Annotated in this window: 22 protein-coding genes; 18 read left to right on the top strand and 4 right to left on the bottom strand. The window is 45.5% G+C overall.

Annotated elements, in window-relative coordinates; translation table 11 throughout:
• Positions 1 to 204: 204 nt before the first annotated feature.
• The 3 genes from BUB18_RS06295 to BUB18_RS06285 all read left to right on the top strand — a co-directional run bounded on the left by BUB18_RS06295 (position 205) and on the right by BUB18_RS06285 (position 3,832).
• The gene (locus tag BUB18_RS06295; RefSeq protein WP_073079139.1) at positions 205 to 1,605 is read left to right on the top strand and encodes a type III PLP-dependent enzyme domain-containing protein; all 1,401 of its coding nucleotides are present in this window, start codon (positions 205 to 207) and stop codon (positions 1,603 to 1,605) included.
• Positions 1,606 to 1,849: 244 nt separating this feature from the next.
• Positions 1,850 to 2,767, top strand: coding sequence for a hypothetical protein (locus BUB18_RS06290; RefSeq protein WP_143159850.1), 918 nt, complete (start codon positions 1,850 to 1,852; stop codon positions 2,765 to 2,767).
• Positions 2,768 to 2,791: 24 nt separating this feature from the next.
• Positions 2,792 to 3,832, top strand: a complete 1,041-nt coding sequence (locus tag BUB18_RS06285) for a beta-ketoacyl-ACP synthase III (protein WP_073079135.1) — start codon at positions 2,792 to 2,794, stop codon at positions 3,830 to 3,832.
• On the opposite strand, the gene BUB18_RS06280 is transcribed toward BUB18_RS06285, so the two are convergent.
• The 3 genes from BUB18_RS06280 to BUB18_RS06270 all read right to left on the bottom strand — a co-directional run bounded on the left by BUB18_RS06280 (position 3,775) and on the right by BUB18_RS06270 (position 7,072).
• On the bottom strand, positions 3,775 to 5,214 hold the full coding sequence (locus BUB18_RS06280) for an acyl-CoA dehydrogenase family protein (protein WP_073079133.1): 1,440 nt from the start codon (positions 5,212 to 5,214) through the stop codon (positions 3,775 to 3,777). The genes BUB18_RS06285 and BUB18_RS06280 overlap by 58 nt on opposite strands.
• Positions 5,215 to 5,578: 364 nt before the next feature.
• Positions 5,579 to 6,442, bottom strand: coding sequence for a hypothetical protein (locus BUB18_RS06275; RefSeq protein WP_073079131.1), 864 nt, complete (start codon positions 6,440 to 6,442; stop codon positions 5,579 to 5,581).
• Positions 6,443 to 6,631: 189 nt separating this feature from the next.
• A complete protein-coding gene (locus tag BUB18_RS06270) occupies positions 6,632 to 7,072 on the bottom strand; it encodes an Hsp20/alpha crystallin family protein (protein WP_073079129.1) in 441 nt (146 codons plus the stop codon).
• A 241-nt stretch (positions 7,073 to 7,313) separates the two neighbouring features.
• On the opposite strand from BUB18_RS06270, the gene BUB18_RS06265 reads away from it, so the two are divergent.
• The 15 genes from BUB18_RS06265 to BUB18_RS06195 all read left to right on the top strand — a co-directional run bounded on the left by BUB18_RS06265 (position 7,314) and on the right by BUB18_RS06195 (position 21,593).
• A complete protein-coding gene (locus BUB18_RS06265; protein ID WP_073079126.1) occupies positions 7,314 to 7,727 on the top strand; it encodes a BrxA/BrxB family bacilliredoxin in 414 nt (137 codons plus the stop codon).
• Positions 7,728 to 7,850: 123 nt separating this feature from the next.
• Positions 7,851 to 9,155 carry a prolipoprotein diacylglyceryl transferase gene (locus BUB18_RS06260; RefSeq protein WP_073079124.1) on the top strand — a complete coding sequence of 435 codons (1,305 nt, stop codon included), beginning with the start codon at positions 7,851 to 7,853 and terminating at the stop codon, positions 9,153 to 9,155.
• Positions 9,156 to 9,175: 20 nt separating this feature from the next.
• Positions 9,176 to 9,601: a hemerythrin domain-containing protein gene (locus BUB18_RS06255; protein ID WP_073079122.1), complete on the top strand. Its 426-nt coding sequence runs from the start codon at positions 9,176 to 9,178 to the stop codon at positions 9,599 to 9,601.
• 236 nt (positions 9,602 to 9,837) lie between these two features.
• Complete coding sequence (locus tag BUB18_RS06250) at positions 9,838 to 10,680, top strand: DUF2167 domain-containing protein (RefSeq protein WP_083549429.1); 843 nt, start codon at positions 9,838 to 9,840, stop codon at positions 10,678 to 10,680.
• Positions 10,681 to 11,200: 520 nt separating this feature from the next.
• Positions 11,201 to 13,678: a TonB-dependent receptor gene (locus BUB18_RS06245; RefSeq protein ID WP_073079118.1), complete on the top strand. Its 2,478-nt coding sequence runs from the start codon at positions 11,201 to 11,203 to the stop codon at positions 13,676 to 13,678.
• 315 nt (positions 13,679 to 13,993) lie between these two features.
• Positions 13,994 to 14,560 carry an RNA polymerase sigma factor gene (locus tag BUB18_RS06240; RefSeq protein ID WP_073079116.1) on the top strand — a complete coding sequence of 189 codons (567 nt, stop codon included), beginning with the start codon at positions 13,994 to 13,996 and terminating at the stop codon, positions 14,558 to 14,560.
• Positions 14,560 to 15,117, top strand: coding sequence for a hypothetical protein (locus tag BUB18_RS06235; protein ID WP_073079114.1), 558 nt, complete (start codon positions 14,560 to 14,562; stop codon positions 15,115 to 15,117). Before BUB18_RS06240 ends, BUB18_RS06235 begins: the two co-directional genes overlap by 1 nt.
• Positions 15,101 to 16,183, top strand: a complete 1,083-nt coding sequence (locus BUB18_RS06230) for a hypothetical protein (RefSeq protein ID WP_073079112.1) — start codon at positions 15,101 to 15,103, stop codon at positions 16,181 to 16,183. Before BUB18_RS06235 ends, BUB18_RS06230 begins: the two co-directional genes overlap by 17 nt.
• 28 nt (positions 16,184 to 16,211) lie before the next feature.
• Positions 16,212 to 16,958: a head GIN domain-containing protein gene (locus BUB18_RS06225; protein WP_073079110.1), complete on the top strand. Its 747-nt coding sequence runs from the start codon at positions 16,212 to 16,214 to the stop codon at positions 16,956 to 16,958.
• Positions 16,959 to 17,027: 69 nt separating this feature from the next.
• On the top strand, positions 17,028 to 17,519 hold the full coding sequence (locus tag BUB18_RS06220; RefSeq protein WP_073079108.1) for a YajQ family cyclic di-GMP-binding protein: 492 nt from the start codon (positions 17,028 to 17,030) through the stop codon (positions 17,517 to 17,519).
• Positions 17,520 to 17,592: 73 nt separating this feature from the next.
• The gene (locus BUB18_RS06215) at positions 17,593 to 17,844 is read left to right on the top strand and encodes a type B 50S ribosomal protein L31 (protein WP_073079106.1); all 252 of its coding nucleotides are present in this window, start codon (positions 17,593 to 17,595) and stop codon (positions 17,842 to 17,844) included.
• A 69-nt stretch (positions 17,845 to 17,913) separates the two neighbouring features.
• On the top strand, positions 17,914 to 19,095 hold the full coding sequence (locus BUB18_RS06210) for a putative sugar nucleotidyl transferase (RefSeq protein ID WP_073079104.1): 1,182 nt from the start codon (positions 17,914 to 17,916) through the stop codon (positions 19,093 to 19,095).
• Positions 19,096 to 19,118: 23 nt separating this feature from the next.
• Positions 19,119 to 19,880, top strand: coding sequence for a triose-phosphate isomerase (gene tpiA / locus BUB18_RS06205; RefSeq protein ID WP_073079102.1), 762 nt, complete (start codon positions 19,119 to 19,121; stop codon positions 19,878 to 19,880).
• A 141-nt stretch (positions 19,881 to 20,021) separates the two neighbouring features.
• Complete coding sequence (locus tag BUB18_RS06200; RefSeq protein WP_073079100.1) at positions 20,022 to 20,618, top strand: 2'-5' RNA ligase family protein; 597 nt, start codon at positions 20,022 to 20,024, stop codon at positions 20,616 to 20,618.
• 690 nt (positions 20,619 to 21,308) lie between these two features.
• A complete protein-coding gene (locus tag BUB18_RS06195) occupies positions 21,309 to 21,593 on the top strand; it encodes an acylphosphatase (protein ID WP_073079099.1) in 285 nt (94 codons plus the stop codon).
• 204 nt (positions 21,594 to 21,797) lie between these two features.
• Here BUB18_RS06195 and BUB18_RS06190 read toward each other — a convergent pair whose 3' ends face one another.
• Positions 21,798 to 22,907 carry a C1 family peptidase gene (locus tag BUB18_RS06190; protein ID WP_073079097.1) on the bottom strand — a complete coding sequence of 370 codons (1,110 nt, stop codon included), beginning with the start codon at positions 22,905 to 22,907 and terminating at the stop codon, positions 21,798 to 21,800.
• Between the last annotated feature and the right edge of the window lie 177 nt (positions 22,908 to 23,084).

Raw genomic sequence — 23,084 nt, 5'->3', positions numbered from 1 at the left:
TTGTATATTTGCAGTTTGCACCTATCTGATTTAACAAAAAAATTAGCGGAGCAATCGACAAAATATTTAGCTTTGCAACCAATTTTGCTGGGGTTCGAACTGACGTAGGTGTGTAAACCAGGAGTTTTCCAGCGAGGGGAAAGGAGCATTTATCCTGAAGTTTAAATTTTATTACTAATTCCTAAAATTCATTCTCAGCAGTAAATGAATAACACCTACACAGACCTCGTTAAACAAACTTTTGAATTCCCTCAGGAGGGCTTCGATGTTGAAGATAACTACCTGCAGTTCAATGGTTTGGATATTAAGGCGTTGATCGACAAGTACGGTACACCATTTAAGCTTACTTATCTGCCCAAAATTGGTATGCAGATAAATAAAGCGAAGAAAATGTTCAATGATGCCATTAAAAAGAACAAGTACGGCGCAGATTATTACTACTGCTACTGTACCAAAAGTTCTCACTTTTCTTTCATCATGGAAGAAACGCTGAAACACGGCATCCATATCGAAACTTCATCCGCATACGATATTGATATTATCAATAAACTGTATGAACGCAAAAAGATCACCAAAGAAACATTCGTGATCTGTAATGGCTTCAAAACCAAACCTTACACCAGGGCGATCTCTAAACTGATCAACACCGGATTCAAAAATGTAGTACCGGTGCTGGACAATAAGGAAGAACTGGAAGAATACCAGAAACTGGTGCGTACAAAGGATAAAGTAAAGCTCGGCCTCCGTATAGCCGCAGAGGAAGAGCCTACCTTTGACTTCTATACCTCCAGACTCGGTATCCGCTCCCGTGACATCCTGGAGTTTTATGTAGATAAACTGAAAGGTAACGCGAAGTTTGAGCTGAAAATGCTCCACTTCTTCATGAATAAAGGGATTAAGGACGATATTTATTACTGGAGCCAGTTCAACAGATCCCTGAACCTTTACTGCCAGCTGAAAAAGATCTGCCCTGAACTGGACAGTATCAACATAGGCGGTGGGTTCCCCATCAAACATTCCCTCGGTTTTGATTATGACTACAACTACATCGTGAATGAAATTGTAGCTCAGATCAAAAACATGTGTAAGAAAAATAAGGTGCCGGTACCAAACATCTACACCGAATTTGGCTCTTTCACAGTAGGCGAAAGCGGCGCTGTTATCTACAGCGTAGTGGGTGAAAAAATCCAGAACGACCGCGAAATCTGGTACATGATCGATAGCTCCTTCATTACCACTTTGCCGGATACCTGGGGAATAGGTGAGAAATTCCTGATGCTGCCCATCAATAAATGGGAACAGGAATACCAGGAAGTACACCTGGGAGGTATCACCTGCGATGGTTACGACTTCTATACATCTGAAGAGCATATAAATGCCGTGTTCCTGCCTAAGCAAGGTAATAACAGCGAACCGCTGTACATCGGATTCTTCCATACCGGTGCTTACCAGGACCAGCTGAGCGGCTACGGAGGTATCAAACACTGTCTGATCCCTTCTCCAAAACACGTGATTGTCGGCTACGACAAAAACGGTCAGCTGAAAGACTGGCTCTATGCAAAAGAACAGTCCGCTCAAAGCATGTTGAAAATTTTGGGTTATTAAAATAATGGGTTAGTAATCCTTTACAAGAGGGTGTGTCACCAGACACACCTTCTTTTTTTGTGCCTGCCCGTACGAAACCACCTTATCAGCCATCCTTACCATCTCCCTAAAAAAAATTGATCACTGTAACACCAGTTCCTGTAGCCAGCCCTACCTTTGAATTACCGAAAACCCTGGCCCACCACCGGCTGTATTAGTGCCTTTATAATTCCATTGTTGAGTAATGCACCGCTAAATGCAGGATATGGAAAAAGTTAAAACCCTGTTGCCAATTAAGGAATTTATTCGCTTGTTGACTGAAAACGCTATTGCCGCAGCCGCTCCGGAAAGGATCGTAACATTGCTGCCGGCACAAGCCCGCTATAACCAAATGAGCCCGCCTTTCTATCAGCCACCTGCACACCCGGTGCTAATGAATGGTTCAAGTGTATGGTCGGCACTGGGCCCTGTCCGCAATTTCACCGATGAGCATTTTTCCCGACTCACTCACCTGAGCGCCAACCTGCTCGCGTATATACATGAACGTAATGCCAGCCAGCCATTTTACATCATCGGATCAGGGCTTAAAGCCACTCTGCTACACCAGCCCCGGGAGTTGGCCCATTGGTATATTTCACTGGAAACCCTGTTCAACGGTAAATTGCATGAAGCAGCTATTCACCTGGTAGATGAAGCGGGTATCACTAACCTGCTGCTGCAATTTGATTATCACTTGCTTACTAAAGAAAAAATGCTGGCCAGATTCCCGTCGGTTTACAAACACGGGGCGACTCCCCAGGATTTTGATGCAACCATGCCGCATGCCACTTTCACTGCATGCACGGAAGAGCGTTTCAGCGTTACCCTGGCACCGTTCACCGAGGCGCACTGTCAGGGCCATTTCCCTGAATTTACGTTTGTGCCGGTCGTGTTTCTGCAAACTTCCATTACCCGGCAGATTTATCAATGGCTGGAAAAAATCCATGGCCTTCAGCCTGCCGGCCTGCTGCCCACTAACGTAGAAGTATACGCGTGGCGAATTGTTGAAACAGGAAAGCCGCTGTACTTACAACACAAGGTGGTGCCTACCGGCCGGCAACGCTTTAAAATCCTGACACATGTCTACGACTCACCTGCACGGATAAACGCCAACCTGCTCATCGTAACAGATCTTTTTATTTGATTAATCACTCCCAAATTGTTAACCATGAAAAAGTATAGTGCTGTAATAACGGCTGTGGGTGGATATGTACCTGAACATATCATTGGAAATGCCGAAATAGAAGAACGACTGAATATTCCCGAAAACTGGATTCCAAAATACCTGGGTGTTAAAGAGCGCCGACTCCTGAAAGGAGAAGGCGTTGGTACATCCGTGATATGTGTGAACACTGCCCTGGAAATCTGCAACAAGCGGGGTATAAGCCCTGAAATGCTGGATGCTATTGTATTGGCAACCTCCACACCGGATATGATTGCGCCCAATACCAGCAGTATTGTGGCCAAAGAAATTGGTGCCAGTCGCGCCTGGGGAATAGATATCAACGGCGCCTGCAGTGGCTTCCTTTCTGCAATGGACATCGCTTCCCGGTACGTAGAGCAGGGGATTTATCAATATGTAATGGTATTAGGAGCGGATAAGATGAGTTCATTGGTAGATGAGGAAGATCGTATCACTGCCAGCCTCTTTGGGGATGGCGGCGGCGGTGTGCTGCTGGAGCCGGGCTCATTGAATGCCGGTATCCAGGATGCTTTGCTGAAAACCGATGGTCATGGTGGGCAACACCTGTATATCAAAGCTGGAGGCTCCGCCTGGCCGGCAACAAATGAAACGGTTTCCAACAGGGAGCATTTTATGTATATGAATGGCAGGGCCATCTTTGATTATGCGGTGCAGCGACTCACAGAATCCATCGGGGAGATATTGCAGCGCAATCAACTCAGCGTCGGCGATATTGACTGGCTGGTGCCACATCAGGCAAACAAACGAATCATTGAGCGGACCGCCGAGGTGCTGAATTTCCCAAAGGAAAAAATCATGTTTAATGTGGATCGCTACGGCAACACCACAGCCGGGACCATTCCTTTATGTCTCTGGGATTATGAGCCACGGCTGAGGAAGGGCGACCGGCTGTTGTTTGCAGCCTTTGGTGCCGGGTTTACCTGGGGAGCCTTATATGTGGTGTGGGATTATGACGGTGATTTATCCGCGATTTTTTCTGCCAGTGTAAACGATCCTAACAGCTGAATAATCTCTGCAAGGCAGCAGGCTTGCGCCGCTTCGGATAAAGCAGGCGTGAGGTTGCTGCCTTCCAGCAGCTGTAAGGTGAACAGCCGCGCCAGTATCTTCCCGTAAAAAACCAATTGCAGATTCCCAGATGGTATTTGCTTTAAGAGATGCCTGTTGGAACCCAGGTGATGTAAGGCTTCCCGGGTGTGAGCATAGTTCTCCAGGATTTCCAGAAAGTCGCCTTTGCCTTCCGCGGCGGGCGATTGCAGGCAGTATTGAGGCAGTTGCGAATACAGTAAATCATTAGCCCCGCCAAGGATGGAAAACCCACGCGCATCTGACATGGCCTGTGCAGCAAAATTGCTGGCGGCCGAGTAGCGGTAGCCTTCTGCACCGCAGAGTTCCAGGTATTCGTTGGCACCGAGGTACATGTAATCGGAGGTGACCGCTTTGATAGCCTGTATAGGAAACATCTCCCGGGGATACTTGTCCTGTATATCTGTTTGTTCCTTGACATACGTAAACAGCTCGCTGCAGGCATCGCGGTAGGCGCCGATGAGGCCAAGTTTATAACGCACAAATCCGAGGTCCTTCAGGTGACCGGCACGTGTGAGCCGGTTGCTGGTAAAGCGGTTTGCTTCTTCGTATATCCGTGTGAGAAAGCCGGTGGCCATGGCGCTCCACTGCCCCCAGCCACCGGTAATTAGACCCAGTAGTTCCGTAAAGCTGGAATTGGCGATAGCCAGTTTGTTATGTTCCGGCACGACGGCGCTGACCTCGTTGATACCGAAGTCGATGAGCCGCATGCCCATCGGATAAAACGTTTCCGTGGTATTAAATCCATCGGATCGTTTACAGATGAAGAAATCGACCTTGTCGCCTGCGGTGCCGTTTGCCTGGTCTTTGGCTACAATCAGCCACCAGTCCGCCGTGTGACTATATCCCTGCCAGTGTTTGCGGCCGTGGATGTGGTATCCTTCCGACGTTTTTTCCCACAACGTATGCATGGTGGTGGCACCGGAAGGAGCGTCGGGGTCTATTACGGCAAAACCGCCGATGTGTGCCTGGGTAAGCAGGTGATGAATGACTTCCTGCTGTAATTCCGGAGAGCCAAAGTGCACCAGTGTTCTGGTGAAAATACTCAGGGGTGTCATAAGGAAAAGACCAAGGGCGAGGTTGTGATAACCTGCCAGCCGGGATATTTCGCATAGTTCCAGGTGGCTTTCCCTGCCACCCAATGCCCGGGGGATAACCGGCAGGTATACACCGGCATCCACCAGTTGTTTCCAATGATGGCGGGGCATGTTCTCGTTCGGGTAATGGTAATAATCGAACTGACGGATCACGGTTTCCAGCTGTGCCAGGAAATCGGCAGATGTTAAGTTAACAGGGCTTGTCATATATGATGAACTTTTAAAAGTTGGGGTAACGGACCGGGTCGTACGAAAATAAATGCTGACTGCGCAGTGAGGTGGCGGTAGAGATATAATAAAAAAAATGGCCTTCATGGGAAATGAAGGCCGATCACGGCATAGGTTAGATTTAGCTAATTTCGTAGTATAAGGACAATAGGAATATTTTCTAACAGTACAAAGGTACCATCAGGGATATATATGAATAAGCCCAAAAAGTTGTAATTTTTTTAATGCGATATTGATATGATTATGTCACCCGAAGGGGTGGTTAATGCCCGCCGGTATTGGAAGTTTTGCATAATATGCTTCCTAAACCATAGTAAACGAATAGTTTATCCAATGTATTGTGTCACACTTCCGTGTAGTTTTCACCGTTATGCTTTTGCTCGCTTGATTCATCGAGGTAGTTGATAGCGATTCCGCACTGCTTTTCTATTTCCGTGAAGCAGGCTTCGAGCAGTTCCAGTTCCCCGTTCTGAAATGCGGTGCGGCCGGATCTGGAGAATCCTTTTACCAGCATAAATTGTTTGGTGAGGTGCTGGTGTATCAGGCTGAGTTGTTGTTTTTGTTGCTGTTGCGTGCGTTTCCGTTCCATACTGATCACATTCTGATAGTACATGCCCATCGACCGGATGATGAAAAGCAGGTAAACGGTGATGACGATCGGGTTGGAGATATACAGGTAGCTGTTGGAGAACCCGGAAGATACGTACAGGGAGATGCCATTCAATTTAATATAGGCAACCAGTGCCAGGTAGGCAACTATGATGGTGGACCAGAGCACTGCCGTGAGCAGGTTGGCGGTGATATAACAGAATAGGATGCTTACGATCCAGATGGTAGCATATTTAGGAGAGATGTCCTGGTTATTGAAAAAAGAGGAGAGGATGGGCATCACGAGGGTGGTAAGGGAAGTAAGTGCACCTACCACTTTGGCGGATACGCCATTGCGCAGGAGTACGAGGCAGATGAAGAGCATCCCTACCAGGAACGGTATGACGATCAGGTTGACCTCATTGGAGGTAACGATGGCCAGTACGGTCACCGGTATGAGGGCCATCGTATAGTAAAAGGCGTAGTCAAAAATCAGTTTGGCTTTTGCGTGTTCGTACAAGTCGGTGCTACGGTTAACAATATTTCCCAGAGCAGCTCTTTCGGCACGTTGGTAAATGCCCTTTATGAATATCCAGGTATTCCTGAAAAAATTTGCCATTATCCAAGCTTATTAATGGCAAATTATTGTATTAAAAGTAAGGATTGATGAAACGTTCGTGTGAATTATGTATTAGTGCTGTATTTCTGCAACGGTTATACGAAAAAATGAAAAAGGCCGCATGATGCGGCCCTTTTGTTTTCTAACCCCCATGTTATTAGCAATTCCGTTTGAAATCACTACTAACCCTTATTCAACTACTATTGATTTCGGAGTATCCTGTGCATTTTCCTTCTTAGGAAGGGTGATTTTCAGGACACCATTATCATATTTTGCAACAATTTTAGAAGTATCAATCGCATCGCTGATGGTGAAAGAGCGTTTGAAGGACTTGAAGGTATACTCACGGCGTACCTGTTTGTCGTGCTCATTTTTTTCTTCTGCTTTCTTTTCCGCGCTTATGGTTAATGTTTTTGCGTCTGTATTGATTTTGAAATCTTCTTTACTGAAACCCGGAGCCACTACATCCAGGGCGAAACCTTCTTTAGTTTCGGAGATGTTTACAGGAGGCTGAGCGGTGAAGAAATCGTTCGTCAGAAAATCGTCTTTTGCAATTTTGTTCCAGCCGTTGTTAAAGATATCGCCTACAATTCCGTTGATAGTTCTAGGTCCAAATGTTACGTGTGTCATAGTCTTAATTATTTTTTGGTGTTAATTTTTTAATTTTTGTTTTACACCCTATGCAGATCAAATCGGATACCATGCCACCAAAACTGCTATTTTGTTAGTAAAAACATTACAGATTATGACGAGTTGTCATGTTGATTGTTTGTTGCGTGTCAAAAAGTCCACTTCTGATTCCAAATTTTTATATTCTGCGCTGGTTTGATTAACTTTGATCGAAATTTCAACTAAAAAAAATTATAATTATATGTATCCAGCGGAATTAGTAATGCCTAGAAAGGCCGAGCTGACCGATTATGGTTTCGAGGAATTGCTCACTAAAGGACAGGTAGACGATACACTGAAGAAAGAAGGAACAACACTGGTTGTCATTAATTCTGTTTGCGGTTGCTCCGCAGGTACTGCGCGCCCGGGTGCGTTGCTGGCTGTTGCCCACAGTGAGAAAAAACCAGACAGACTTACTACCAGCTTTGCAGGTTTTGACCTGGAAGGTGTAGCTGCTATTCGTGAGCACCTGCTGCCTTATCCTCCGTCTTCACCGGCAATTGCCCTGTTTAAAGATGGTCAGCTGGTTCACTTTATCGAACGTCATATGATCGAAGGTCGCTCTGCTCAAATGATTGCAGCGAACCTGGCAGATGCTTTCGAACAATATTGCTAACTTAATCTTAAAGAAATTTGAATTCTTAAATTCAAATTTGCAACGTACTTTGGTGGTTTGATTTTCCTTTTGATAATTCGGCTTTGTTCATAGGAAAACTCAGATCACCAATTTTTTTTGGCTATGTATCCAAATTTATATTACGCTTTTAAGGACCTGTTAGGCCTGGAAATCCCTTTCTTTAAGCTGTTCCAAACTTTTGGTTTTTTCGTTGCTATCGCTTTCCTTGCTGCTGCCTATGTGCTCACATTGGAGCTTAAACGTCGCGAAAAGCTGGGATGGCTGCAGGGAGTACAAGAGAAAGTACTGGTAGGCCAACCCGCTACCAATGCAGAAATTATCGTCAACGCCGGCATCGGATTTCTCCTCGGTTTTAAAATATTAGGTTTGTTTTTCCAGTGGGATACTGCCATGCAGGACCTGCAATCTTATATGTTCTCCGGGCAGGGAAGCCTGGCCGCCGGTATTGTCCTTGCGGCTGCTTTTGCCGGTTATAAAATATATAAGAGACAACAAACGCTCAAAAACAATAAGCAAAAGGAAGAGATCGTTACCGTAATGCCACACCAGCGGGTGCCTGACTTCACCGTTATGGCTGCCATCGCAGGACTCATCGGTGCGAAAATCTTCCATAACCTGGAAAACTGGAACGACTTCGTACAGGACCCGGTAGGGGCGTTGCTTTCGTTCAGTGGGCTTACTTTCTACGGTGGCCTGATCGTAGCCGCTATTGTGATCATTAACTATGCCCGCAAGAAAAAAATTACCATCCGCCACCTGATCGACAGTGCCGCGCCTGCCCTGATGCTGGCCTATGGTATTGGTCGAATGGGTTGCCATTTTTCGGGAGATGGTGACTGGGGCGTTTATAACAGTGCCTATTCCACAGATGCTGCCGGCAGAGTGGTAAAAGTGGCGCCTGCACAGTTTTCCGCCGAGGTGGAAAGGAATGCACAGTTCTTCCTGAACCAATACCCAAGCCTGGATCAGATTCCGCATATTCCATTTGAGAAACCAGCTTCCCTGGGCTTTCTGCCTGACTGGTTCTTCGCTTATGGCTACCCGCACAACGTTATCAGAGAAGGAGTACAAATCGCCGGCTGCGAAGGCCAGTACTGCAAAGTATTACCTATCGCCGTATATCCGACACCGTTATATGAGATCATAGCCTGTATTGGTTTATTCCTGGTACTATGGGCCATCCGCAAGCGGATTACCACGCCAGGCGTTATATTTGGCATCTACCTGATCATGAATGGTGCCGAGCGTTTCTTCATCGAAAAAATCAGGGTCAACACGAAGTACAACATATTTGGTTTCCATCCTACCCAGGCAGAAATCATTTCAGCATTAATGGTAATTGGCGGTCTGGTATTGATCTGGTACTGCCGCAAGAATAAAAGCAATACTGCCGCCGCAGTATCCTGATACGAGCGTTTGATTGAGATATGCAAAGACATTCCGCATTAGTGCCGCTCTCCCATGAGCATCAACGCCTGCTGTTTGTATGCCGGTACCTGAAGAAAGATGCCGCGCCATACGAAGGATTTCCATTGGAAACACAGGCAAAGTTTGAATATGTGGTCCGCATTTTCCAGGAAGTAATGGTACCACATATCCAGAAAGAAGATCACCTCTTTGATAAATGTGCCGGCTACCATCCGTTGGTAGATGCTGCCATTGCAGAATTGCAGCAGGAGCACCATGTTATTTCCCGCATGTACGCTGGCTTAACGGATAGCGCGCAACTGGAAGAAGATATGGATGCACTGGCCACCAGCCTCGAAGCACATATCCGTAAAGAAGAGAGGTCGTTTTTTGAGCTGTTGCAGCGGGAGTTGCCAGCCGTATTAAATAATCTCAAGCTGGATTAAATCCCCATAGGGTGTCAAAAAATACAGGAAAGACTGATGCGACCCGCATCAGTCTTTTTTTATAGGACAAAGCTGCCATATCATGATAAGAAAGATACCAGCTTTGTGTTATTGCGTTCTTCTGGGGATTTTTTTATCTTCATTATCGTAATAATTCTTAACCACGTATTGCTTTAACCTCGACGTTACGTTTTTTTTTGCTTTAGTCCACGTTTTTTAATGCCAATAAGTATTGTATGCGTAGTCTTTGTTGGGTAGTCTGTCTTTTTATCTGCCAGTGCGCTGTAGCCGCAGTGGACCCTGATAGTGAATTGTCCGCCTTCTCCTGGCAAACAAAGAGTCAGGTACTTACAGAAGGTCATATGTTGCGTGTGCCGGATGGTTTCCGTTTTTTGAACAGGCGTGACAGCTATAAGTTGTTGCATGATTGCTGGCACAACGAGGTGCATCCAGGGTTACAGGGGATGCTGGTGCCTGAAAATGTGGACTTGTTATCCGCCGAAGCCTGGGGTGCCACCATTGTGTACGAAAACTCAGGATACCTGGCGGAAGCTGATGCACTTAAAATGGATTATGACCAGCTGCTGGATGCTCGCCGAAAGGACCATCCGGGCCAGCAGTTGCAAATAAACTGGCTGGTAACGCCTTATTATGATCCGGCCGCACATGTTTTTCACTGGCCGTTGGCTTACCAGAAGAATGCGGGTGGAGGTACCATTATTAATTATGAACTGCGATTTCTTATGCGGCATGGGCAGCTGTGCTTCAATATATTCGGTAACAAATCCAGTGTGGGCAAAGTGATGGAGGCTGTACCCGTATTTGCCCGCGCGCTGCAGCCTGCTGCTGACGCCAGTTACACCGCTTTTAATATACATACGGATAAACTGGCGGAGTGGATGCCGCACCAGGCACTCGGTACTATTGGTACACCCGATATCCTGCAATCCATATATAATAGCTGGTTGTTTGTAGTGGTATGCCTGCTGATGGTGCTATTCGTGTACACCATGCAGTTTATTCACCAGCGCAGAAAAGGCGAGCCGCACCTGTTCCGCATTGATGAGCATCTGAATTGACACTTGTTATATAATATATTACCTACACTGTTTTTTTTCCGGGAGATGCAGGAGCCGCTGGTTCCGCTCTCCCGGTTTTTTTATGGCTGGCGGGATGTGCGGGGTGATAACTAAACGTATAACCTTTGCGCGCTTTACCATCTCCCCCAAAAAAGCACCCCAAAAGCGCCATTTTACCTCGATAGCCTTTGTTCTTTACTGATCCTCGAGGCTTAACGTCCTCTCTTATCTCCCTAAAAAACAAAATAATAACACATTTAGCCCTTTATGGGCTTATTGCGACATAATTGCGATTTTTGCAGGCTTCTGCAACTAAAGCTTTCCTTAGTCGTCTTTTACCTGAAAAATCGAAAATTACCAATCATCCCTATCTACAGACCGTTTGTGTAGAAAAAGGTACTATGTAAAGCATAATACCTACTTTTACATTGTAGCTGATAAAGTATTGTAGTTGTTAAACCAAGGTTCCTTATTAGCTATAAGTACTAAATCAATCTAAAAATACCTAAACCGCCCTTGTATGAAAGCAATTGTTAAAGCGTTTATGTTGACAACCAGTGTAATAGGCGCTTCCTTCAGCTCTCAGGCTCAAACCCCCAACCGCATTTCCGGCCAGGTAATCCAGGCTGGTAACAAACCCGTAGAATTTGCCACCGTAACCCTCCTGAAGGCAACCGATTCATCCCTTGTGAAAGGTGCTGTAGCTGATATCGCAGGTAAATACGAATTCGAACAGATCAAAAACGGCAAATACATCATCGCCGCCGCCTTTGTAGGTATGAATAAAGTTTACAGCAGCCCTTTTGAAGCTAAAGGCGGCTCCTTCACCGCACCAGCGTTGGAACTGACTGTAAACAGCAAAAATCTGAAAGCAATAGATGTAACCGCCCGCAAACCTTTCATCGAACAGAAAGTGGACCGGCTGGTGGTAAATGTGGAAGCCAACATCGCCACCGCCGGCGGTACTGCTATGGAAGCCCTCGAAAAATCACCGAATATCACGGTAGATAAAGACGGTAACATCTCCATGAAAGGAAAAGGAGGAGTCATGATCCTGATCGATGGGAAACAAACCAGCATGTCCAACCAGGATATTGCAGAACTGCTGAAATCCATGCCGGCTACCAGCCTGGATCAGATCGAACTGATTTCCAATCCTTCCGCTAAATACGACGCCGCCGGCAACGCCGGTGTGATCAACCTGAAACTCAAGAAAAACAGCAACTACGGAACAAACGGTAACCTTACGCTGGGTGGCGCTTACGGTACCTGGCCCCGTTACAACGGTGCACTCAACCTGAACACACGCAGCAAATTTGTGAACGTTTTCGGTTCCTATAATTACAGCCATAGGGAGAACCAGCAGTCACTTAATATTTACAGAACTGTAGACGACAAGAATGGCCAGCAGATTTTTGATCAATCGAATGAGTCACATCATGAAAATAACTATCAGGGTGGAAGAGTAGGAGCCGACTTCTTCGTTGCCAAAAATCATACGGTAGGTGTTTTGGTAGATCTGGCACAAAATAAATACGTTAATCCAACAAGTGCGATCACCAATATTGGCTATGGCAACATACTTGATTCCATTCTGCATACCAATGGTGGTAATAACGGTACCTGGAAAAGAGGTGCTTATAACATCAACTACCGTGGTGTACTGGATTCTACCGGCAGAGAACTGAATATAGATCTGGACTATTCAAAGAGTTCTGACAGGCAGTATGCTAATATCTTTGCCGCCACTTCTGATCCGGTGTTTAATAAACTGTTAAACGCAGATACTTCCCGTAGCAATCAGCCATCTATCATTACTATCAAAACTGCAAAAGCTGATTATATCCACCCGTTAGGTAAGCAGGCTAAACTGGAAATGGGAGCCAAAATTAGTTTTGTGACTTCTGATAACGATGCCCGTTTCGATTCTTTACGGATGAATAACTGGCAGGCGGATACCATGCGCTCCAACCATTTTATATATAAGGAGAATGTGAACGCCGCGTATGTAAACTTCAACAAACAGTTCAAAAAACTGACACTGCAGGTAGGTCTCCGCGCTGAGCAAACCAACGTTACCGGTGAATCAACATCGCTGCGTGAATCACAAAAAGGCACTGTTAAAAACGATACGTCTTACTTCAACCTGTTTCCAAGCATGGCTTTGAGCTATAAGGCAGACAAAAACAATACGCTTGGATTCAGCTACAGTCGCCGCATTCAGCGCCCAAGCTACGAAGATCTGAACCCGTTTGAATTCTACATGGACCGTTATACTATTCAGGCAGGTAATCCGAATCTGAAACCACAGTATTCCCATAACCTGGAGGTGTCGCATACCTTCAAAGATTTCCTGATGACATCTGTGAACTACATTCATACGACCGACCTGATGATGCGTATCATCGAAACAGATAAAAATCCTGCTACCGGTGATTCTTCCCTGCTCAGGTACAAGTATATGAACGTGGCGAAGTCTGATAACCTGAGTCTGAATATCTCTGCACCATTCCCGATAGCAAAATGGTGGAGTACTTTCACCACCCTGTCTGTTTACTACACCGGTTACAGTGCTTTCGTAAACGATAACAACGTAAAAATGAATGCAGTAGGGTTCTTTGGTCGTACCCAGCATACGTTCACCCTGTCTAAAACACTGACTGCTGAAGCCATCTACTTCTACGTAGCGCCGGGTATCTCCGATGGTGAGCTGTTCAGAATGAAGTCCATGGGGGCTTTGGACCTGGGATTACAGCAAAAAATCCTGAAAGGTAAAGGTAGTCTGAAACTGAACGTAACCGACGTACTGGGCACCCAATACTTCAGAGGTTCCTTTGCTAACGCAGGTATGGACACGAGGGTAAGAAGCAGCTGGGATGCCCGTCAGGTAAGGCTGAACTTCACTTACCGTTTTGGAAATACGAATGTAAAAGCTGCCCGTAGCCGCAAAACCGGTCTGGAAGCGGAACAAAGCCGCAGTAAGGCCAGCAGCAACTAATACCGCGCCACTCCGTAAGGTTTATTAGGTATATATAAGGATGAAAAAGCGCGGTTACAAGATAATTGAACCGCGTTTTTTTCATTTCGTCACAAAAAAATGCTGTTTGGTGGAATTTCACTGGTTACAGAAAGGGATTGCATCTACATTTGAAAAAAAAATCTTCGACAGGAATTGCTTTTTTAATAATCTATAGTATTCTGACAGTCAAATAAGTATAGTTGTGCAGCGCTTTGGAAAGCCCTGATAAGTGACCCTCTTGCCTGAATTTTTGAACTAAAGCGTGCAACCTTTCACACAATCATTGTCTTTATAATGAAAGCATCAGAAAACAACTTGAATCAGACGCCATTAGCCGAGAATGTAGTAGACCGCTGCAAGAAGGGGGATGTTCGCGCATTTCGCGAAATCTATGATGCCTACTCTGCAGCCATGTATAATATTTGCCTTCGTATGACCAATCAGGTTAGTGATGCAGAAGATGTATTGCAGGAGGCGTTTATACAGGTTTACCGCAGCATTGGCAAACTGGAGAAAGACACCAGTTTAAGTGCCTGGATCAAGAGAATTGTAGTCAACCATTGTCTGAACTATCTTCGCCGCAAAAAAGTCTACTTCGAAGAAGTAGGAGAGATGGAGATATCTGAAGACGCCGGTTTGGATGAAGCGCAGTTTAGTTACACGGTGACAGCTGTTAAATCAGCTATCACAGCGCTTCCTACAGGTTATCGTACGGTGCTGAATCTTTATCTCTTTGAAAACTATTCCCACAAGGAAATCGCAGACATGCTGGGAATATCCGAATCTACTGCCAAAACACAGTATATGCGGGCTAAAGAGAAAGTAAGACAGATTGTGAATCAGCAAAACATTATGAATTGATGTCGGACAATTTCGAACAATTTATTCAACAAAACAGGACAGCCTTTGAGCAGTCCGGACCATCTCCCAGAGTATGGGAGGCGCTGGAGAAAGAGTTGGGGCAACAGAAAAAAGGCCGGGTAGTGAGTATGCTGTCATCAAATTGGTTTAAAGCAGCCGTGATAGCACTACTTATTATTAACGCAGGCGTGCTGTTCTTATTTGTTAAGAGCAGACAGCATCAGAAAAATGACCTCGCCCTGATGCTCCCTGAAATGCAGGAAGCGCAGGTTTATTATAGCTCCAAAATCGAAGCCCGCCTTGATTCCATCAGGCTGTACCCCGCCGGTGAGATTGGTTTGGACAGTGCCGCCATGCGCGAACTGGAACTAAAAAACGATACTTATAAGATGCTCGAAAAAGAGCTGAAAAATAATCCGGGCAATGAAAGAATCCGCGCGGCCATTATCCGGTACTATCAATTGAAATTGGATCTACTAGACAAAATCCTGGAGGAGCTTGAGGCTAAACATGCCACTCCGGGAGATTTAAAAAAGCAATATGAAGAGAAAATTTAGTTTCCTGTTATGCCTCTTCCTTCCCTTGCTGGCACTGGCAAATCGTGGGGAAGTATCTTTCAAGAGAACAGAAGTAAAAGAATTTAAAGTCACCTCCGGTGCACAATTCAAATTAACCAACAAGTACGGACAAATTATTATTCACACCTGGAACAAAAACGAAATCAAAGCAACTGTAACTATCACAGGTTTCGGTAAAAACCACTCAGAGGCACAGAATATTGTATCAGAAGTAAATATTAACAGTACGGCTACCAACAACAGTGTAACATTAGCCACTGATTACAATGCGAAATCCAGCTCCAGATGGTTTATGTTTAGTGGTGGAAAAGATTCTAAGGACTACGTAAACATTGACTATGATGTGTATGTGCCACAGTCGTTAGCACAGGCTTACGTTGAAAATAATTTCGGTGATGTACTGGCGGTGGATAAGCTCACCTTCCCGGCCATTATGAAGCTGAACTACTGCAACTTTGATATCCGCGATGCAGAAGATCTGCAACTGGGTATTAATTACTGTAACAAAAGTAAAATCGGTAATGCAAACAAAGTAAAGTTGAACAGCAATTACTCCGAGGTAAAATGTGCAGAACTGAAATCCTTAACGGTAGCATCTACCTATAGTAACATAGAGGCTGAAACTATTGGCATGGCCGATATCAAAGCTACTTATGATAATTATAAAATACAGAATGTTTTCAGCCTGATTTCAAAAGGTACTTACTCTGATTTCACGATTGGTACTTTACAGGAAAAACTGGATGCAAAATTAACCTACGGTGATCTGAAAATAGAGCAGGTAACCAATGCTTTCAGGGGAGGAGATGTGAAACTGACCTTCGGGAATGCACGCCTGGGAGTTTCAAAAAGACTCGCGCTGCGACTGGACCTGAGAATGACGCTGGGTGATGTGAAAGTAAACGGACTGGATGTGAAGAATGTACAGTCGGTAAAAACTGGTACCACGGCGGTTTATACAGCACTGGCCGGTGGAGCGGGAGAGCAGTCGCCTATCCTGCGTGTGGCAGGCACTAACAGCGATGTAAAATTAATAGCAGAATAACCCTCATTTCTTTATAAAATAAAACGTCATGAAAAAAGTAGCATTATACAGCCTGATGATAGTACCTGTACTGGCAGTTGCCATGGTACTATCCGCCTTCAAAACCCTCCCTGTTATTGGCAATAATGAGCGTGTCAAAGGCAGCGGCAATGTGAAGGAAGAAACGCGCAGCGTTTCAGGATTTGAAAAAATCAGCACCTCTGGTATTTACAACGTGGTACTGACCATGGGTAATGAAGAAAAAGTGCGCGTGGAAGCAGAAGATAACCTGTTGCCATATATCGAAACAGAAGTATCCCGCGGCCGCCTGGAAATCCACACCAAAAAAGGCTATAACATCGAACCCAAAAAAGACATTACTATATATGTGACTGCGAAAAGCATTTCTGAGCTCGAAGCCAGTGGTGCCAGCAGCTTCAAAGGTACCAACCAGATCAAAGGTGAGAAACTGAAGATTGCCATGAGCGGCGCAGCCCAAAGCAAACTGGATGTTGCAGTAGGAAGCCTGAATGCAGGCCTCTCCGGAGCTGCCCAGTTACATGTGAGTGGTAACGCATCCAGCGCAGATTTTGGTACTTCCGGTGCAGCGAATGTAAAAGCTACTGACCTGCGTGCCGATGCGGTGAATGCAGGTACTTCCGGTGGTTCCTCTGTATCGGTGAATGCAGTGAAATCCCTGAATGCAAGTTGCTCCGGTGGCAGTAATGTACGTTATAAAGGTGAGCCTGCTGTGAACAAATCCACATCCGGCGGTGCTTCTGTAAGCAGGATATAGGGTAAAATGACAAATAGGTTTATATTTGCTGCTGTAAGAAAGCCGCTTATAAAATAAAATTTGTCAATTATGCCGTCCTTTGATATTGTTAGCAAAGTTGATTTACAGACACTGGATAACGCCATTAACACTGTAAAGAAGGAAATTACCAATCGATTTGATTTCAAGGATTCACATGTCAATATTGAGCTGAATAAGAAAGAATTCTCGCTCACCGTGGAAGTGGAAAGTGATATGAAGCTGGGGCAGGTGCTGGATGTGCTGGTTAGTCGCACCATGCGTCAGGGACTGGATGCCAGCATTTATGACCAGAGCAAGGAGCCTTATCAGAGCGGTAAAGTCTTTAAAAAGGAAATTCCTGTCAGAAATGGAATCAAACAGGAAGATGCCAAGAAAATTGTGAAAATGATCAAAGATTCCGGCATTAAGGTACAAGCCGCCATTATGGACGATATTGTACGCGTTACCGGTAAAAAAATCGATGATTTACAGGAAGTTATAGCACTGGCGAGGAACTCCAACCTGGGTATTCCTTTACAGTATATCAACATGAAATCCTGATTTTTTTTGAATTATCTTTGAGTGTTTAAGAAAAAAGATATACCTTTGCACTCTGTATTTACAAAATTTTGATATGAAACAGGGAATCCATCCAGAAAGTTACAGATTTGTGATATTTAAAGATATGTCAAACGGTGTTAGCTTTTTAAGCCGTTCTACCGCTCCTACCAAAGAAACTGCTCAATGGGAAGATGGTAACGAATATCCGTTGATTAAGTTGGAAATTTCCAATACTTCTCACCCTTTCTACACTGGTAAGAATGTATTGGTGGATACTGCAGGACGTATCGATAAATTCAACAAACGCTACGCTAAGAAAGCTTAGTCGTTTTCGAAAATATTTTTTCAGAGAATCCCATCGGTTAATCGATGGGATTTTCTATTTTTAGCACCTATGGAGCGTAATTTTATACTATTTGACACGCCCGTACGTGATTTGTTATTCCCCTTTACACATACCAGACCCATTGCAGCCTGCCGCGTAGGGATACTTACCATACAGGAGAAATGGGAAAAATGGCTGGGTGCAGGAATTAGTCATTTCACCGTACAGCATCTACAAGAAAAGTTCCCATTACACCAGGGTACTACTGATACCACTAATATTTTAATCAGCGGGCATCTGCTACCCGATGAGCCACTGGTGGCAGCTATTATGGCCTTAAAGGCGGATGAGGAGTTGTACCACGACAACCACCTGATTGCCAAGGTAGTCAGGGGGAAGGAGGTGCATCTGCTACAAGCCAATGCCCGAAAAAATTATACGGGCAAGGTATTGGGAATTCATAAACCCTGGGATATTTTTGCGCTCAATGATCAGGCGATCCGGGATGATTACCGGTTGCTGACCAACGGCCGGGTTTCTGAACCTCTGCCGGCGGGCAACCAGGTAATAAATGCTGAGCAGGTATTTATAGAACCGGGTGCAAGTGTGCAGTGCAGCGTACTGAATGCTGCTACAGGGCCCATTTATATTGGCAGGGATGCGGTGATAATGGAAGGCAGCCTGGTACGCGGACCGTTTGCCATGGGTGAGCGTTCCGTGCTCAAAATGGGCAGCAAAGTATATGGTGCTACCACGTTGGGGCCTCACTGTATTGGAGGAGGGGAGATTAAGAATGTGGTGATGTTTGGTTATTCTAATAAGTCGCACGAAGGCTATTTAGGCGACGCGGTTTTAGGAGAGTGGTGTAACCTGGGAGGCGGCACCAACAGCAGTAATATGAAGAACAATGCTTCCGGTGTACGCGTATGGATGGAGGCAAAGAATGAAGCGGAAGTGGCCGGCCTGAAATGTGGGGTGCTGATGGGGGATTATAGTCGCACCGGCATTGGCACCAACCTGAACACTGGCACCGTGGTAGGTGTTTCCTGCAATATTTTCGGGGGCGTGATGCCGCCGAAATACCTGCCATCTTTTAGCTGGGCGCAGGGCGACATGGTATCCCGCTATCGCGGGGAGGAAGCATTAAAAGATGCTGCTGCCTGGATGAAGCTGAAAGGCCGGGAACTAACGGCTGCGGATGCCGCTATACTGCAGGGATTACATCAGCGTAGTGATCGTACAGAACTTTAAAAACTTAATACCACAATTATATTATGAGAAAAAAAATTGTCGCAGCGAACTGGAAGATGAACCTCACGCTGGCACAGGGCGAACAACTGATTAATGATATTCTGGCTGCAGGACTGAAACTGGCGGAAGGCCAGGAGGTGGTGATTTCCACGCCTTTCCCTTATCTGATGAAGGCGAAGTCTTTGCTGAAGAACTATCCTGGTTTCTTTACAGGTGCGCAGAACTGCTACAGCGAGAAATCCGGTGCTTATACCGGTGAGGTATCTGCTGAAATGCTGCAGTCAATTGGTGTGGATTATGTGATTATTGGTCACTCAGAAAGAAGAGAATATTTTCAGGAAAGCAATGAGATGCTGGCTAAGAAGGTAGATTTGGCGCTGGCCAATGGCCTGAAGCCTATTTTCTGCTGCGGTGAGCCGCTGGCGATCCGTCAGGCGGAAACTCAGAATGCGTATGTAGCTAAGCAGCTGGAAGAGAGTTTATATCACCTGACCGAAGAGCAACTGAAAAACGTGGTGATTGCCTACGAGCCAATCTGGGCTATTGGTACAGGTTTAACTGCCAGTGCACAGCAGGCGCAGGATATGCATGCTTACATCCGTTCACAGATTGCTGCGAAGTTTGGCCGTGAGGCAGCGCTGCGTATGTCTATCCTATACGGTGGCAGCGCTAAGCCGGGTAACGCGGCGGAACTGTTTGCCTGCCCTGATGTGGATGGCGGATTGATCGGTGGTGCTTCCCTGGTGGCGGCTGATTTCACCGCTATTATCAGCAAACTGCCTTAATGGTTATAATAAATTGAGAATACGCAGATTATATATATCTGCGTATTTTTTTAGTAAAAATTGCTAAAAAAATTAGTATTTCAAAGAAAAGGTTGTATATTCGTATTGTCATTCTAACAAACAGATTTAAAAGAAACTGTTATGAATACGAGTATTGAAAATACAGAAGCGTTATTTGATTATCTGGTTGTCGTAAATCCAGATGTGCTGGTGTCGAAGGATATCGTTCGCATCCGGCAGTTTATTGGGAGAGAGATTGGAGATGAGGGGGTGGTGAATTCTTCCGTTCAGATTCCGTTGTTCCGTTCTGTTTTTCCGGAGCGTTTTCAGGAGATGTTTATGGAAACGCTGGAGGGCATTGCTAAGGAGCAGGCGGGGTTTGCGGTGTACACTTCCCGGATCGACAGTCATCAGCACGAGGATGGGAGGTGTAGTATTTTCGTGAATGTGGCGAATGTAAAGCCATTGGTTAGTTTACAGCGTGCGTTATTGCAGTGCTTTGATTTACCCCAGCAGGATTACCGCCCGCATATCATGGTAGCGGGACGTATTCAACATCCGGGCTTATCCCGCTCTTTGCCTCAGCTTTCTCAGCAAATGTTTGTGCGTAGTTTTAATTGTCATTGTTTCAGTTTGCTCCGCCGACCTTCTACAGGAGGGAAATACGAGCGGGTGCGTGATTTCGTCTTCGGAGATATCGAGCATATGGTAGGCTCACTGTTCAATTACGCTGCTTAACTACTGCCTGTTAACCTGTATTATCTTTTTTACTGCCCTTAACATTTAATGGCAGCCTACGTTTCCGATGACCGGAAGTTTGGATGATTTGCACCCCAGGACGTAGTCTCGCATAAGCTGCTCTGCAATATGGAAATATTGCGGATGGAAGTGTCTTGCAATGAAAGTGCGCAAATAGAGGTTTGATAGAGAGAGAGTGGAGGTTGCGCAGGGAAAATGCGAAGGCAGTGCCAGGTGCATGCTACTGGGTAGTTACTCCGCTAATGAGCGGTGAGACAGGCCTGCGGGCAATTCCTCCTTTAAAATACCAGCTGCCTGCAGGCCCCGGCTGGCCTGTTAAGCGGCGCTATCAAAACTATTGCAAAGCCGACTTCAGAGTCCATTGTTCATCCATGTTTGTTTGATCCCAACCCTCAAAGTAACCAGTACTTGCTACCCCATTAACAATTTTTAGCAACCATGCTAGCCAGAAATCTTTTGAGACGTATTGGATTTAGACTTAAATTAGAGGAAGTATAATTCAACCAGAATTCCGCTTATTAGATTTTAACGTTGTAAAAAACGTCTCAAAAAAGCCATAAAGGTGATAATTGTTCCCCATAAACTGCCATAACTATACAGTATGTGAGGGTTTAAAAATTTGTCTTGTTGGTTGATTCTTGCTAGTAACTTTATTTCCTTTTTATTGCCATGGCAACAAATTCAATTGTACACAATAAGATCCTCGTAAAAGGTCTTGTACAGGGAGTAGGCTACCGCGCTAATGCCAAACACGTCGCCGATTTGCTGGGTGTTCAGGGTAGCGTTAAAAACTTATCCGATGGAAGCGTCACTATTGTGGCAGAAGCTACTGCAGAAGTAATGGAAACCTTTCTGAAATGGTGCCGCAACGGACCAAGTCCCGCAGAAGTCAGGGAAATGGTAGTGGTTCCAGGAGATGTACAGCATCTTAAAGACTTTCTCATCCTTCACTAACAGTACCGGAGCATTCGACATCATTACACTATTGACCTGCCACAGCGCTGTGGCAGAGCGTTTTCCTTCGGGCGGTTTGGCAGCATCCCACCCGAAGGAAACCCGCATGACGTATTGCTTTAAACACGAGGTCCCGGACCAATGGCCCGGGACCTCCTGCTGCTTTCCTCTTGCCAAAGGCTGGAAAAGCCGTATTTATAATTCCTATTTACTTACTCTTGCTTTCAACGCCTTATCCAGCGCAGCTTTTGGTATCACCACTGAAATAGTATTATTAGCGAAATAAGCCTCTGATACATTCAGGTAGCCATGATAAGGCCCCGCCTGACCCCAGGAATTTTTCACCACAAAAAATGTTTTGCCTTTAGGACTCTGACCAATGCCGGTGATGTGCATCAGGTGATCATCTTCTGTTACCAGTTCTTCGTATAAGCGTTGGCGTGAGTCCTGCGTAACCACGTTTTCCTCCTGATCAGGATTGAATGGTTTGGCACGCATGAGGGAGTCTACTGTGGGTACCAGTGCGTATCCACGACCCATGGCCCATCCGCGGTTGGATACATCGGCATCCCAGGCTACAGTGTAGCCTTTCTTTACGGCCGATTTGCAGGCATCCACCAGCTCGTTGAGCGGAATGTTATAATAAGCACCGTTGCTGAAATTATCCGGAACCTCCAGTATAAAACGCTCGTCAAACGGATGATGTGTGAAAGAAGTCAGTCCCACATAATCGTCTGCGTTGAACTTCAGAACGTCTTTGGCGTAGGTTTGCGGCGTGTAGGTTTTACCGTTAAATTCAAATGATGCCGGCGGTGCACCCATGTATTTATCCAGGATTACAATCGTGCTGTCGAGCCAGTTATCATTCACCGGACGGCGTTTTTTTAGCGCAGAATCCAGGTAGGCTTTCAGCTCTTTTACCATTTTACCGTGGTTGAAAGAGGTGGCACCATTGGTAAGACCAGTGTAAGCGCTTTCCGGTACTGCTCCGTATTTGGCGATGGACTGAATCACATCGTGTCCAAGGCCTCCTTCATCAAAACGGGCAAATCCCTGGCGCAGGATATAATTCTTTGCCTTTTCGATATAAATGTTTCGTACAGTAAACATCTCTGAGATGTCGGGCGTAGATTCACCTTTACGGATACACTCTGATTCCACCAGCGAGGTAGTGGCAAAGCACCAGCAGGTGCCTGTAGCCTGTTGATTTTTTACGCTGGTAGTGGCATTCAGTTTTCCGTTTACCAGGCTGCTGTCCTGCGCATAGGCCGCCACAGTGCCGGATAAGAGTAACGCGAGAAAGATTGATTTCATAATGCAGTAGATTGCTGATGTTGGCTAAAGTTAATTGTTGCTACTGCAAAAATAGCACTGTCTGCGGTAGCAAACAGTGCTATTTTATAAATGAAGAGCGAATTTGGAATTTGGGGTCGTTGCTATTGAAACTGATAGCTTTAAGCGATGCTGTTTTGCTGCATGATAGTACAGCCG

Source organism: Chitinophaga jiangningensis, assembly GCF_900142605.1.
GTDB classification, from domain to species: Bacteria; Bacteroidota; Bacteroidia; order Chitinophagales; family Chitinophagaceae; genus Chitinophaga; species Chitinophaga jiangningensis.
The sequence above is the reverse complement of the archived record's forward strand: the minus strand, read 5'-3'. Positions and strand labels throughout refer to the sequence as shown.